Consider the following 13,526-nt stretch of genomic DNA (forward strand, 5'->3'; position numbering starts at 1 on the left):
AGGTAGCCGGCCAATCGGCCGAACGGGCCATCGGTAACCACCTTCAGCAGACAGTCAGGCCATGCAATGTTTGGTCATGGCGGGAGAAGGCAGCCGATACGCCGCGGGTTACACACCCGGCGGCGGCTGTCCTAACCTGCTTACGCCACGGACGGGCTGACCACCAGGTTCTGACCAGCTGCGGGGTGCTCGGGGGATTCATCCCGGTTGCGCAAGCGCCGGAGCTGCATGCACCCGCTCGACCGATCCCGGCCGGTTCCAAGCATCGAGCGAGGTGAAGTCATGAGCATTTTCAGTCACTTCCAACAACGATTCGAGGCGACCCGCCAGGAGGAGTACTCGCTGCAAGAGTACCTCGAGCTGTGCAAACAGGATCGCAGCGCCTACGCCAGTGCTTCCGAACGGCTGCTGATGGCGATTGGCGAACCGGAATTGGTCGACACCTCAAACAACTCACGCTTGTCACGGGTCTTTTCCAACAAGGTGATCCGCCGGTATCCCGCATTCGCCGACTTCCATGGGATGGAAGAGTGCATCGAACAGATCGTGTCGTATTTCCGCCACGCGGCCCAAGGTCTGGAAGAGAAGAAACAGATCCTTTATCTGCTCGGCCCTGTCGGGGGCGGCAAATCGTCGCTGGCAGAAAAGCTCAAGCAACTGATGGAAAAGGTGCCCTTCTACGCCATCAAAGGCTCGCCGGTATTCGAATCACCGCTTGGGCTGTTCAATGCTGCGGAAGATGCGGCGATCCTCGAAGAGGACTACGGCATCGAGCGGCGCTACCTGGGCAGCATCATGTCGCCATGGGCCAGCAAGCGCCTGGCCGAATTCGGTGGCGACATCAGCCAGTTCCGCGTGGTCAAGCTCTACCCTTCGATCCTTAACCAGATTGCTATCGCCAAGACCGAGCCGGGCGACGAGAACAACCAGGATATCTCCGCACTTGTCGGCAAGGTGGATATTCGCAAGCTTGAAGAATACCCGCAGAATGACGCCGACGCCTACAGCTATTCGGGCGCGCTGTGCCGGGCCAACCAGGGCCTGATGGAGTTTGTGGAGATGTTCAAGGCACCGATCAAGGTGCTCCATCCGCTGCTCACCGCGACTCAGGAAGGCAACTACAACAGCACCGAAGGCCTGGGGGCGATCCCCTACAGCGGCATCCTGCTGGCCCACTCCAATGAGTCGGAATGGCACACCTTCCGCAACAACAAGAACAACGAGGCGTTCATTGACCGTATCTACATCGTCAAGGTGCCTTACTGCCTGCGCGTCAGCGACGAGATCAAGATCTACGACAAACTGTTGATCAGTAGCTCGCTGGCTAACGCCCATTGCGCGCCAGACACCCTGAAGATGCTTGCGCAGTTCTCGACACTGTCGCGCCTCAAGGAGCCGGACAACTCCAACATCTATTCGAAAATGCGTGTCTACGACGGCGAGAATCTCAAGGACACCGACCCCAAGGCCAAATCGATTCAGGAATATCGGGACGCGGCTGGCGTCGATGAGGGCATGAACGGCCTGTCGACCCGCTTCGCCTTCAAGATTCTTTCCAAGGTGTTCAACTTCGACCCCCATGAAATTGCTGCCAATCCGGTACACCTGCTCTATGTGTTGGAACAGCAGATCGAGCAAGAGCAGTTTCCCGGCGAAGTGCGCGAGCGTTACCTGCGCTTCATCAAGGAATACCTGGCGCCGCGCTACATCGAATTTATCGGTAAAGAGATCCAGACTGCTTATCTGGAGTCGTACAGCGAATACGGCCAGAACATCTTCGACCGCTACGTGCTGTACGCCGATTTCTGGATTCAGGATCAGGAGTACCGTGACCCGGAGACCGGCGAAATCCTCAACCGCGTGGCCCTTAACGAAGAGCTGGAGAAGATCGAGAAGCCGGCCGGCATCAGCAACCCGAAAGACTTCCGCAACGAGATCGTCAACTTCGTGCTACGCGCCCGGGCCAACAACAATGGCAAGAACCCGACCTGGCTCAGCTACGAGAAGCTGCGCGTGGTGATCGAGAAAAAAATGTTCTCCAACACCGAGGACCTGCTTCCGGTCATCAGCTTCAACGCCAAGGCCAGCAAGGAGGATCAGCAGAAGCACAACGATTTCGTCAACCGTATGGTCGAGCGCGGCTACACCGAGAAACAGGTGCGCCTGTTGTCCGAGTGGTATCTGCGCGTACGTAAATCGCAGTAAGCGGCCTCGGACGCCGGGCCACTGTGCTGTTGTGGCCTGACGTCTGCAGTGCCCGGAGGGCTTGTATGAGCTACGTGATCGACCGTCGCCTGAATGGCAAGAACAAGAGCACGGTGAACCGCCAGCGGTTCATCCGTCGTTACCGTGACCACATCAAGAAGGCCGTGGAAGAGGCGGTCAGTCGCCGCTCCATCACCGACATGGAGCATGGCGAGCAGATCAGCATCCCCGGCCGCGACATCGATGAGCCGGTGTTGCACCACGGCCGTGGCGGCAAGCAGACCGTCGTGCACCCCGGCAACAAGGAGTTCGTTGCTGGCGAACGCATACCGCGGCCGCAGGGTGGCGGCGGTGGTCAGGGCGCCGGCAAAGCCAGTAACTCCGGCGAAGGCATGGACGAATTCGTCTTCCAGATCACCCAGGAAGAGTTCCTCGACTTCATGTTCGAAGACCTTGAACTGCCCAATCTGGTCAAACGTCACCTGACCGGCGCCGAAACATTCAAGACCGTTCGCGCCGGCATCAGCAACGAGGGCAACCCGTCACGCATCAACATCATCCGCACCCTGCGCTCGGCTCACGCCCGGCGTATTGCGCTGTCCGGCAGCAGCCGTGCAAAGCTGCGTGAAGCCAAGGCTGAGCTTGAGCGCCTGCGCCGCGAAGAGCCAGACAACTTCGGCGACATTCAACTTATCCAGGCAGAAATTGAACGCCTGAGCGCACGCATTCACCGCGTGCCGTTTCTCGATACCTTCGACCTCAAATACAACCTGCTGGTCAAACACCCCAACCCCAGCTCCAAGGCTGTGATGTTCTGCCTGATGGACGTATCCGGCTCCATGACCCAGGCCACCAAGGACGTCGCCAAACGCTTTTTCATCCTCCTGTACCTGTTTCTCAAGCGTAACTACGACAAGATCGAGGTGGTGTTTATCCGCCACCACACCAGCGCCAAGGAAGTCGACGAGGAGGAGTTCTTCTACTCACGGGAAACCGGCGGCACCATCGTTTCCAGCGCCCTGAAGATGATGCAGGAGATCATGGCCGAGCGTTATCCGGTCAACGAGTGGAACATCTACGGCGCCCAGGCTTCCGACGGCGACAACTGGAACGACGATTCGCCGGTGTGCCGCGACATCCTGATCAAGCAGATCATGCCCTTCGTCCAATACTTCACCTACGTGGAAATCACCCCACGTGAGCATCAGGCGCTGTGGTTCGAATACGAGCGAGTCTCCGAAGCCTTCGACGAAACCTTCGCACAGCAGCAACTGGTATCGGCAGGCGATATATACCCCGTGTTCCGCGAACTGTTTCAGCGGAGGCTATCGACATGAACGCCAGCAGCAAGAAACGTCAGCCCCTCTCCACCGGGTCGGAATGGACGTTCGAGCTGATCCGTGACTACGACCGGGAGATCAGCCGCCTCGCCGAGCGCTATGCGCTGGATACCTACCCCAATCAGATCGAGGTAATCACCGCCGAACAGATGATGGACGCCTACGCCTCCGTCGGCATGCCGCTGGGCTATCACCACTGGTCATACGGCAAGCAGTTCCTCAGCACTGAGAAATCCTACAGCCGCGGGCAGATGGGCCTCGCCTACGAGATCGTGATCAACTCCGACCCGTGCATCGCCTACCTGATGGAGGAAAACACCATCACCATGCAGGCGCTGGTGATCGCCCACGCTTGCTATGGGCACAACAGCTTTTTCAAGGGCAATTACCTGTTCCGCACCTGGACCGACGCGGCGTCGATCATCGACTACCTGGTGTTCGCCAAGCAGTACATCACCCAGTGCGAAGAACGCCATGGCATCGATGCGGTCGAGGACCTGATCGATTCCTGCCACGCGCTGATGAACTATGGCGTGGACCGCTACAAGCGCCCCTACCCGATCTCCGCCGAGGAAGAGCGACGCCGCCAGAAGGACCGCGAGGAACACCTGCAACGGCAGATCAACGACCTGTGGCGAACCATTCCCAAAAGCGCCAGCAAGACCGGCGACCAGGACAGCAAGCGCTTTCCCGCCGAGCCCCAGGAAAACATCCTGTACTTCCTGGAGAAACACGCGCCGCTGCTCGAACCCTGGCAGCGCGAGGTGATCCGCATCGTGCGCAAGATCGCCCAGTATTTTTACCCGCAACGCCAGACCCAGGTGATGAACGAAGGCTGGGCGACGTTCTGGCACTACACCCTGATGAATGATCTCTACGACGAAGGCCTGGTCACCGATGGCTTCATGATGGAGTTTTTGCAGTCGCACACCAGCGTAGTGTTCCAGCCGTCATTCGACAGCCCTTACTACAGCGGCATCAATCCCTACGCCCTGGGATTCGCCATGTACCGGGATATCCGTCGCATCTGCGAGGAGCCTACCGAAGAGGACCGCCACTGGTTCCCGGACATCGCTGGCAGCGACTGGCTGAGCACCCTGAAATTCGCCATGACCAGCTTCAAGGATGAAAGCTTCATCCTGCAGTACCTGTCACCCAAGGTGATCCGTGATTTGAAGCTGTTCAGCATTCTCGATGATGATCAGAAAGACGAACTCAGCGTGCCCGCCATCCATGACGAGCCCGGTTACCGCACCATTCGCGAAACCCTGGCCGCTCAGTACAACCTGGGCAACCGCGAGCCTAATGTGCAGATCTGGAATATCGACCGCCGAGGTGACCGCTCCCTGACCCTGCGGCATTTCCAGCACGACCGCAAACCGCTCGGCAGCTCTACCGAAGAGGTGCTCAAACATCTGCATCGCCTGTGGGGTTTCGATATCCACTTGCAGACGTTGCATGGGGAGCAGATCGTCAATACCCAGCACGTACCGCCTAAGAGCGACAAAGCGGCCGACCCTGAATTCCCACGCCTCGACCTGCACATTCCACCGCTTTGAAACCGGGCCCGAGATGGACCCGGTACCTCCACGCAACGACAGCCTCCGGCGCAGCGGTTATTCTTTGCCCATGACGGAGAACCCTATGCACATCTACAAAGTTGGCGGCGCCGTGCGCGACCGCCTGCTCGGCCGCCCGGTTACCGAAGTGGACTGGGTGGTTGTCGGCACCACTGCCGAGGCCATGCTGGAACAGGGCTTCCGCCCAGTTGGCGCGGATTTTCCAGTTTTTCTGCACCCGCAAACCGGCGAGGAATACGCCCTGGCGCGTACCGAGCGCAAGAGTGGCCGCGGCTATGGCGGCTTCACCTTCCACGCCAGCCCGGACGTGACGCTGGAACAGGACCTGATTCGCCGCGACCTGACCATCAATGCCATTGCCGAAGATGAGCACGGGCAGCTCATCGACCCCTACGGCGGGCAACGCGACCTGGCCGACAGGCAATTGCGCCACGTATCCCCGGCGTTCGCAGAAGATCCACTGCGGGTGCTGCGCGTAGCCCGCTTCGCCGCTCGCTATGCCGAGCTGGGCTTTGTCGTGGCGGGCGACACGCTGGCGCTGATGCGCCAGCTTGCCGAATCGGGCGAGCTGGATGCACTGACACCCGAGCGCAGCTGGAAGGAAATCTCCCGAGCCCTGATGGAGCCGCGCCCCGATGTATTCATTCAGGTGATGCGCGACTGTGGTGCGCTCGCAGCCCTGCTGCCGGAGGTCGACGTGCTTTTCGGCGTGCCGCAGCCGCCGGCTCATCACCCGGAGATCGACACCGGCGTTCACGTGCTGGCCGTACTGCAGCAGTGCGCCGAACATCAGCAACCGCTACCGGTGCGCTGGGCCTGCCTGCTCCACGATGTGGGCAAAGGGCGGACCAAGCCTGCCGACTGGCCGCGGCACATCGCACACGAGCACCGCGGCGTCCCGCTGATCAAGGCGATCAACAGCCGCTGCAAGGTGCCCAGGGAATGCCAGGAGCTCGCCGAGCTGGTTGGCGAACTGCACACCCATGCCCACAGAGCGCTGGAGCTACGTGCGACCACGCTGCTGGAGCTGATGCAGCGCTTCGACGTGTTCCGCAGACCGCAGCGTTTCGAGGCGTTCGTCTCGGCCTGCGAGATGGACGCACGCGGCCGTCATGGGCTGGAGCAGCGCGATTACCCGCAAGCCGCTTATCTGCTGGACGCCATGCACGCAGTACGCAAGGTGGCGGTGCAACCGCTGCTAGAGCGCGGCTACAAGGGCGCAGAGCTCGGCGAGGCGTTGAATCGTGAACGCCTGGCTGCACTCAAGGTGTTCAAGCAGTCAGCTCAGGCGGGCTAAGGCGAAGGCAGCAGATCGGCGGGTGTCAGCTCGGCACCGCGCCATTGGAAGGCCACCGGCCACAGTTGCTGCTCGATGCGCGCCTCACGCCACAACTCGCCGAAGCTGCGTTGCACGCCCGGATGCAGCGCATCCGGCACCAACAACGCCAACGGCCTGAGCACGAAGGCGTTCTTGAGAATTTCTTCGCGGGGCAGCACCAACCCATCGAAGCTGCCAACCAGCCCGTCGTACATCAGCACGTCGATATCCAGCGGCAAGCCCTTGCGGTCAGGCGCATAGCGGCCGTTATCGGCCTCGATGAACTTCAATCGGCGGTCCAGCTCGGGCAGTGGCAAGGCCGTTCGTCCGGCGATCACCAGGTTGAAGAACGGCCCACTCTTGATGCCGACAGCCAGACTCTCGAAGACCGGCGAGCAGCGCATGTCAGTGACCATATCGGCCAAAGCATCGAGCCCGGCACGCAGATGCACCTCGCGCTCGATGTTGCTGCCCAAGCCCAGCAGTATCGGGGTTAGCGACATCCGCGCTCGATCTCCACGCCGACACCGCCACGGGCCGCGGGCACAGCACCCGGTTTGGTCAGCCGCAGGCGCACCCAGGGAATGCCGAACTCGTTCATCAGCAACGCAACCAGGCGCTCGGCGAAAGTTTCCACGAGGATGAATTGAGACTCGCTGGCGAACGCCTGGATGCGCGTGGAGACCGACGCATAATCCAGCGCCTTGCTCAAGTCGTCACCCTCGGCTGCGGGACGGTTGTCCCAACCCAGCCATAAATCCAGTTGCAGGCATTGGCGGATGGTGCGCTCCCAGTCGTAAGCACCGATGACGGTATCGACTTCCAGGCCCGCGATAAACACTGTGTCCAAGCACGCTCTCCACGGCACGACAAGCTGGCCGTACCTCGTTAGAATCGGGCATCCCCCGGCGCGGAATGGATACCATGTTTTGGTTACTGGCGATCCTCGCCTACCTGCTCGGCTCGCTGTCCTTCGCTATCCTGCTCAGCCGCATGAGCGGTCTCGCAGACCCGCGCGCCAGTGGCTCGGGCAACCCCGGCGCAACCAATATGCTTCGGGTAGCCGGTAAACGCCTGGCCATTCTCACGCTGATTGGCGATCTATTCAAAGGTTTGCTGCCGATCATGGTTGCCGCGCACCTCGGTTATGGGCTGCAGCAGCAGGCCTGGTTGGGGCTCGCGGCGGTGGTCGGCCACCTGTATCCGCTGTATTTCCGCTTCCGCGGCGGCAAGGGCGTGGCCACCGCCGCCGGCATGCTGTTGGGTCTGTACCCACCAGCCGCACTGTTGGCCCTCTGCACGTGGCTCCTGACCTTCGTACTGACCCGCACCAGCTCCCTCGCCGCCTTGACCGCCGCACCACTGACACTGCCCCTACTCGCTTGGCAGCAACCGGCCGCGCTGTTGCCGATGTGTGTGCTCAGCGGGCTGATCGTCTGGCGGCACCGCAGCAATCTGCGTGACCTATGGGCTGGCCGTGAGCGGCATTTCTGAATCCATCTGATGAGCGGATCTGATGCGATGGCCTGCAGCGCGCTCACAGCGGCGGCAGTTGCTCCATCGGCCAGCGCGCCTGCACGGTGATGGCCAGCCCCTCATGCTGCCCGGCCAGCAGCCGCTGGCAACCGGCGTAAGCGATCATTGCGCCGTTGTCTGTACAGAATGCCGGACGAGCATAAAAAACCTTGCCCTTCAACGCTGCCAGCATGTCCTCCAACGACAGACGCAGCGCCTTGTTGGCACTTACGCCACCGGCGATCACCAAGCTGTTCAGACCGGTCTGCTTGAGCGCCCGGCGGCACTTGATGGTCAATGTCTCGACCACTGCCTGCTGGAACGCGAGGGCCACGTCGCAGCGGGTCTGCTCGCTGTCGTCGCCATTGGCGCAGCACTGCTGCCAGGTATTCAGAGTGAAGGTCTTCAAACCACTGAAACTGAAGTCGAGCCCAGGGCGATCGGTCATCGGCCGCGGAAAAACGAAGCGCCCGGGCGTGCCGCGTTCAGCCAGCCGAGCGATTTCCGGGCCGCCGGGATAGCGCAGGCCCATCAGTTTGGCAGTCTTGTCGAAGGCTTCACCGGCCGCATCGTCAAGCGACTCACCGAGCAACTGGTATTCACCGATGCCGTCGACGCGGACCAGCTGGGTGTGCCCGCCCGACACCAGCAGCGCTACGAAAGGAAAAGCAGGTGGCGTTTCTTCCAGCATGGGTGCCAGCAGGTGGCCCTCCATGTGGTGCACACCGATTGCCGGCACATCCCAGGCAAACGCCAGCGCCTGCGCGCACGAGGCGCCAACCAGCAGCGCGCCGACCAGGCCGGGGCCTGCGGTGTAGGCGATCGCATCGATGTCGGAAGCCACGCAGCCGGCCTCGTCCAGCACCTGGCGGATCAGCGGCAGCATGCGTTTGACGTGATCCCGTGAGGCCAGCTCGGGCACTACACCACCGTAGGCACGGTGCAGATCGATCTGGCTGAACAGTGCATCGGCGAGCAGCCCGCGCTCGCTGTCGTAGAGCGCGACACCGGTCTCGTCGCACGAAGTTTCCAATCCCAGCACCAGCATGGTTTCGCCTTGAATTAAACAGCCCACAGGGCGTGAAAGGCCGGCATAATAATCGCCGCCAAGCGGCACAGACCAGTGCTTTTCGATCAGAGGCTTTGCATTCCGCTTGCGTAGGCGGTAACATCCGCAACCCTTAAAAACCTGTGATCTTTCCGCGCTGTTGCCAGGAAGACACAAACCTCCGTAATAAAGAAGGTAGCCCTGGATGCCAGCCGTCAAAGTTAAAGAGAACGAACCCTTCGACGTAGCTCTGCGTCGTTTCAAGCGCTCCTGCGAAAAAGCCGGTGTTCTGGCTGAAGTTCGTAGCCGTGAATTCTACGAAAAGCCGACTTCCGAGCGTAAGCGTAAAGCAGCTGCTGCTGTTAAGCGTCACGCTAAAAAAGTGCAGCGCGAACAGCGCCGTAGCGTTCGCCTGTACTAATACAGTACTCGCAACGTCTGAATGCCCGGCTTACGCCGGGCATTATCGTCAAAGACTCCGCATCGCCTTCCGGCGAATGATCGGAGTTTTTGCGTTTTTGCCGCTACTGTTTCGCACAGCTCTGCGGCACTATTGAGCACCTATGGCCGGCCTTATCCCGCAGTCTTTTATCGATGACCTGCTCAACCGCACCGACATCGTCGATGTGGTGAGTTCGCGCATCCAGCTGAAGAAAACCGGTAAGAATTACAGCGCCTGCTGCCCGTTCCACAAGGAAAAATCCCCCTCCTTCACCGTCAGTCCGGACAAGCAGTTCTATTACTGCTTCGGCTGCGGCGCTGGCGGCAACGCCCTGGGCTTCGTGATGGATCACGACCAGATGGAGTTCCCCCAGGCGGTCGAGGAACTGGCCAAACGCGCCGGCATGGATGTTCCGCGCGAAGACGGAGGGCGCGGTGGCAAACCCCGCCAGCCTTCCGACTCGCCGCTCTACGCCCTGCTCCAAGCCGCTGCGGACTATTATCGCCAGGCACTAAAGAGCCATCCGCAACGCCGCGCCGCGGTGGATTATCTGAAAGGCCGTGGCCTGTCCGGTGAGATCGCCCGCGATTTCGGCCTCGGCTTCGCGCCACCGGGCTGGGACAACCTGCTCAAACACCTGGCCGGCGACAGCCTGCAGCACAAGGCGATGATCGATGCCGGACTGCTGGTAGAGAATCCCGACAGCGGCAAACGCTACGACCGCTTCCGTGACCGGGTGATTTTCCCCATTCATGACAGCCGCGGTCGGGTCATCGCCTTTGGCGGTCGGGTGCTGGGAGACGACAAGCCCAAGTACCTGAACTCGCCGGAAACGCCGGTGTTTCACAAGGGCCAGGAGCTGTACGGGCTGTTCGAGGCGCGCAAGCACAACCGTAACCTCGATGAAATCATGGTGGTCGAAGGCTACATGGACGTCATCGCTCTCGCCCAGCAGGGCCTGCGCAACGCCGTTGCAACCTTGGGCACCGCGACCAGCGAAGAGCACCTCAAGCGCATTTTCCGCCTGGTGCCCAGCGTACTGTTCTGCTTCGACGGCGACCAGGCCGGCCGCAATGCGGCATGGCGCGCTCTGGAGGCAGCCCTGCCGAACCTGCAGGATGGCCGCCGGGCACGGTTCCTGTTTTTGCCTGACGGCGAAGACCCGGACACCCTGGTGCGCAGCGAAGGCACCGACGCTTTTCGTGCGCGCATCCAGCAGCACGCTCAGCCACTGGCGGATTATTTTTTCCAGCAGCTCAGCGAGGAAGCCGACCCACGATCACTGGAAGGCAAAGCGCACTTGGTCACCCTGGCCGCGCCGCTGATCGACAAGATTCCCGGCAACACACTGCGCGCACTGATGCGCCAGCGCCTGACACAGATTACCGGCCTCAGCGTCGAGGCCCTGAACCAGATGTCAGCACCTGCAGGCCGACCAACGCACGCCCCAGCCCAGCAAGCCGACACCAGCTTTGCGCCACCCCTTGAAAACATCCCGGATAGCGCCTATTACGATGTGGCGCCAAGCTATGAGGCGCAGCCACCCGCATCGGCTTTCGAGCGCCCAGCCAGAAAACAGGGCAAAAGCGAGTGGAAAAAGGAAGGCGGCAAGTGGAGCAAGAAAGGCCGCGACGACTATCATCCGCCGCGTACGGCAGTGAGTGTCGAGTCGCCCCACCTGGCTGCGCTGCGCAGCCTGCTGCATCATCCCGAACTCGCGCAAAGAGTCGATGATGTCAGCAACTTTGCCGCAGAAGGCGATACGTACGCTCAATTACTTGTAGCACTGGTGGGCACCCTGCAGAAACAACCAGGGCTGCGTTCGCTGCAGCTGATCGCCCGCTGGCACGGCACCGACCAGGGTCGCCTGCTCAAGGTACTGGCAGAAAAAGAATGGCTAATCGATCACGACAACCTTGAACGGCAGTTTTTCGACACCATTACTACACTTGCCCATAGCCAGTCGTTAAGACGACGCGAAACCGCTCTGCGCAGCGTCATGCAGAAAAGCCCGAGCGAACTCACCGACGAGGAAAAGGCACTGCTCCGTGAGCATTACAGCAGCCTTAACTCGCCCAGCAAGACCCCAACTGGCGCCTGAGCGCCGAGCTGAGGTATAATCCTCGGCTTGTTTTCAGCCCGCCAAGACCTTCAGTGGATAGGGTGTTATGTCCGGAAAAGCGCAACAGCAATCTCGTATCAAAGAGTTGATCACCCTGGGTCGTGAGCAGAAGTATCTGACTTACGCAGAGGTCAACGACCACCTGCCTGAGGATATTTCAGATCCTGAGCAGGTGGAAGACATCATCCGCATGATCAATGACATGGGGATCCCGGTACACGAGAGTGCTCCGGATGCAGACGCCCTGATGCTGGCTGATGCCGACACCGATGAAGCCGCCGCTGAAGAAGCTGCTGCTGCGTTGGCTGCGGTTGAAACCGATATCGGTCGCACCACGGACCCAGTGCGCATGTACATGCGTGAAATGGGCACCGTGGAACTGCTGACCCGTGAAGGCGAGATCGAAATCGCCAAGCGTATCGAGGAAGGCATCCGTGAAGTCATGGGTGCCATCGCTCACTTCCCCGGGACCGTAGACGGCATTCTTGCCGAATACACCCGCGTCACCACCGAGGGCGGCCGTCTGGTCGAGGTACTCAGTGGTTATATCGATCCGGATGACGGCATCGTTCCTGCTGAAGCTGCTGCACCCGTGCCTGCCACGACTGATGCCGCTACTGAAAAGGACGATGAAGAAGAAGACGGCGATAGCGACGACGAGGAAGAAGAAGGCGACGGTGGCCCGGATCCTGAAGAGGCCCTGCGCCGCTTCACCGCAGTCGCTGATCAGCTGGAAATCGCCAAGAAAGCGCTGAAGAAGCACGGCCGCAGCAGCAAGCAGGCGATCGCCGAGCTGCAAGCGCTGGCCGAGCTGTTCATGCCGATCAAGCTGGTGCCCAAGCAGTACGAAGCGCTGGTTGTGCATGTTCGTGGTGCACTGGATCGTCTGCGTGGTCAGGAACGCGCCATCATGCAACTGTGTGTGCGTGATGCCCGCATGCCGCGTGCCGACTTCCTGCGCCTGTTCCCAGGCAATGAAGTGGACCTGGGTTGGGCTGCCAGCCTGGCCAAAGGCAAGTCCAAATACGCAGAAGCCATCGGCAATCTGGAAGCGGATATTCAGCGCTGCCAGCAGAAGCTGATTGCCCTGCAGGACGAGAGCGACCTGACGCTTGCAGAGATCAAGGACATCAACCGTCGCATGTCGATCGGTGAGGCGAAAGCCCGCCGCGCGAAGAAAGAGATGGTCGAAGCCAACCTGCGTCTGGTGATCTCGATCGCCAAGAAGTACACCAACCGTGGCCTGCAATTCCTCGATCTGATCCAGGAAGGCAACATCGGTTTGATGAAAGCGGTAGACAAGTTCGAATACCGTCGCGGCTACAAGTTCTCGACCTATGCCACCTGGTGGATTCGTCAGGCGATCACTCGCTCGATCGCTGACCAGGCACGCACCATCCGTATTCCGGTGCACATGATCGAGACGATCAACAAGCTCAACCGCATCTCTCGTCAGATGCTTCAGGAGATGGGCCGCGAGCCTACTCCGGAAGAGCTGGGTGAGCGCATGGAAATGCCTGAGGACAAGATCCGTAAGGTATTGAAGATCGCCAAAGAGCCGATCTCCATGGAAACCCCGATCGGCGACGACGAAGATTCACACCTGGGCGACTTCATCGAGGACAGCACCATGCAGTCCCCGATCGACGTAGCCACCGTGGAAAGTCTCAAGGAAGCCACGCGCGACGTGCTTTCCGGTCTGACTGCCCGCGAAGCCAAGGTCCTGCGTATGCGCTTCGGTATCGACATGAACACTGACCACACCCTTGAGGAAGTGGGCAAGCAGTTCGACGTTACCCGTGAGCGTATTCGTCAGATCGAGGCCAAGGCGCTGCGCAAGCTGCGTCATCCGACCCGTAGCGAACACCTGCGCTCGTTCCTCGACGAGTAAGGATTCACGGGCAGAAAAAATGCCGGTCAGCGTGAGCTGCCCGGCATTTTTTTCGTCGGCTTATA

Annotated in this window: 11 protein-coding genes; 8 read left to right on the plus strand and 3 right to left on the minus strand. The window is 60.4% G+C overall.

The features are described from left to right. The first annotated feature begins 282 nt into the window (after positions 1 to 282). The 4 genes from BLS60_RS08025 to BLS60_RS08040 all read left to right on the plus strand — a co-directional run bounded on the left by BLS60_RS08025 (position 283) and on the right by BLS60_RS08040 (position 6,422). Positions 283 to 2,205 carry a PrkA family serine protein kinase gene (locus BLS60_RS08025; protein ID WP_070880085.1) on the plus strand — a complete coding sequence of 641 codons (1,923 nt, stop codon included), beginning with the start codon at positions 283 to 285 and terminating at the stop codon, positions 2,203 to 2,205. 65 nt (positions 2,206 to 2,270) lie between these two features. Continuing rightward, positions 2,271 to 3,542, plus strand: a complete 1,272-nt coding sequence (locus BLS60_RS08030) for a YeaH/YhbH family protein (protein WP_092366733.1) — start codon at positions 2,271 to 2,273, stop codon at positions 3,540 to 3,542. Further along, positions 3,539 to 5,104: a SpoVR family protein gene (locus tag BLS60_RS08035; RefSeq protein ID WP_070880087.1), complete on the plus strand. Its 1,566-nt coding sequence runs from the start codon at positions 3,539 to 3,541 to the stop codon at positions 5,102 to 5,104. Before BLS60_RS08030 ends, BLS60_RS08035 begins: the two co-directional genes overlap by 4 nt. An 85-nt stretch (positions 5,105 to 5,189) precedes the next feature. Next, entirely contained in the window at positions 5,190 to 6,422 is a 1,233-nt protein-coding gene (locus BLS60_RS08040) for a multifunctional CCA addition/repair protein (protein WP_092366736.1), read from the plus strand. On the opposite strand, the gene folK is transcribed toward BLS60_RS08040, so the two are convergent. After that, positions 6,419 to 6,946 carry a 2-amino-4-hydroxy-6-hydroxymethyldihydropteridine diphosphokinase gene (gene folK / locus BLS60_RS08045; protein WP_092366739.1) on the minus strand — a complete coding sequence of 176 codons (528 nt, stop codon included), beginning with the start codon at positions 6,944 to 6,946 and terminating at the stop codon, positions 6,419 to 6,421. The two genes, BLS60_RS08040 and folK, sit on opposite strands and share 4 nt — an antisense overlap. After that, positions 6,937 to 7,293 (minus strand): dihydroneopterin aldolase, encoded by a 357-nt coding sequence (folB, locus tag BLS60_RS08050; RefSeq protein ID WP_092366742.1) that lies wholly within the window; start codon positions 7,291 to 7,293, stop codon positions 6,937 to 6,939. The genes folK and folB overlap by 10 nt, the downstream gene beginning before the upstream one ends. A gap of 74 nt (positions 7,294 to 7,367) precedes the next feature. Here folB and plsY point away from each other — a divergent pair, with 74 nt between their 5' ends. Further along, a complete protein-coding gene (plsY, locus tag BLS60_RS08055; RefSeq protein ID WP_070880437.1) occupies positions 7,368 to 7,937 on the plus strand; it encodes a glycerol-3-phosphate 1-O-acyltransferase PlsY in 570 nt (189 codons plus the stop codon). Positions 7,938 to 7,980: 43 nt separating this feature from the next. Here the strand turns inward: plsY and tsaD are convergent, their stop codons facing one another. Beyond that, on the minus strand, positions 7,981 to 9,006 hold the full coding sequence (gene tsaD, locus BLS60_RS08060; RefSeq protein ID WP_092366745.1) for a tRNA (adenosine(37)-N6)-threonylcarbamoyltransferase complex transferase subunit TsaD: 1,026 nt from the start codon (positions 9,004 to 9,006) through the stop codon (positions 7,981 to 7,983). Between the two features lie 205 nt (positions 9,007 to 9,211). Here tsaD and rpsU point away from each other — a divergent pair, with 205 nt between their 5' ends. The 3 genes from rpsU to rpoD all read left to right on the plus strand — a co-directional run bounded on the left by rpsU (position 9,212) and on the right by rpoD (position 13,461). After that, positions 9,212 to 9,427: a 30S ribosomal protein S21 gene (gene rpsU, locus BLS60_RS08065; protein WP_003296736.1), complete on the plus strand. Its 216-nt coding sequence runs from the start codon at positions 9,212 to 9,214 to the stop codon at positions 9,425 to 9,427. Positions 9,428 to 9,569: 142 nt separating this feature from the next. After that, positions 9,570 to 11,549, plus strand: a complete 1,980-nt coding sequence (gene dnaG / locus BLS60_RS08070) for a DNA primase (RefSeq protein WP_092366748.1) — start codon at positions 9,570 to 9,572, stop codon at positions 11,547 to 11,549. Between the two features lie 67 nt (positions 11,550 to 11,616). Then, a complete protein-coding gene (gene rpoD, locus BLS60_RS08075; protein WP_070880093.1) occupies positions 11,617 to 13,461 on the plus strand; it encodes an RNA polymerase sigma factor RpoD in 1,845 nt (614 codons plus the stop codon). Positions 13,462 to 13,526: the final 65 nt, after the last annotated feature.

The sequence above is a fragment of the Phytopseudomonas seleniipraecipitans genome, from assembly GCF_900102335.1.
Taxonomy (GTDB): Bacteria; Pseudomonadota; Gammaproteobacteria; order Pseudomonadales; family Pseudomonadaceae; genus Aquipseudomonas; species Aquipseudomonas seleniipraecipitans.

Coding starts and splice junctions, on each gene's coding strand:
- BLS60_RS08030 (WP_092366733.1), top strand. CDS start 2,271: ATGAGCTACGTGATCGACCGTCGCCTGAATGGCAAGAACAAGAGCACG.
- BLS60_RS08035 (WP_070880087.1), top strand. CDS start 3,539: ATGAACGCCAGCAGCAAGAAACGTCAGCCCCTCTCCACCGGGTCGGAA.
- rpsU (WP_003296736.1), top strand. CDS start 9,212: ATGCCAGCCGTCAAAGTTAAAGAGAACGAACCCTTCGACGTAGCTCTG.
- dnaG (WP_092366748.1), top strand. CDS start 9,570: ATGGCCGGCCTTATCCCGCAGTCTTTTATCGATGACCTGCTCAACCGC.
- plsY (WP_070880437.1), top strand. CDS start 7,368: ATGTTTTGGTTACTGGCGATCCTCGCCTACCTGCTCGGCTCGCTGTCC.
- tsaD (WP_092366745.1), bottom strand. CDS start 9,006: ATGCTGGTGCTGGGATTGGAAACTTCGTGCGACGAGACCGGTGTCGCG.
- folK (WP_092366739.1), bottom strand. CDS start 6,946: ATGTCGCTAACCCCGATACTGCTGGGCTTGGGCAGCAACATCGAGCGC.
- BLS60_RS08040 (WP_092366736.1), top strand. CDS start 5,190: ATGCACATCTACAAAGTTGGCGGCGCCGTGCGCGACCGCCTGCTCGGC.
- BLS60_RS08025 (WP_070880085.1), top strand. CDS start 283: ATGAGCATTTTCAGTCACTTCCAACAACGATTCGAGGCGACCCGCCAG.
- rpoD (WP_070880093.1), top strand. CDS start 11,617: ATGTCCGGAAAAGCGCAACAGCAATCTCGTATCAAAGAGTTGATCACC.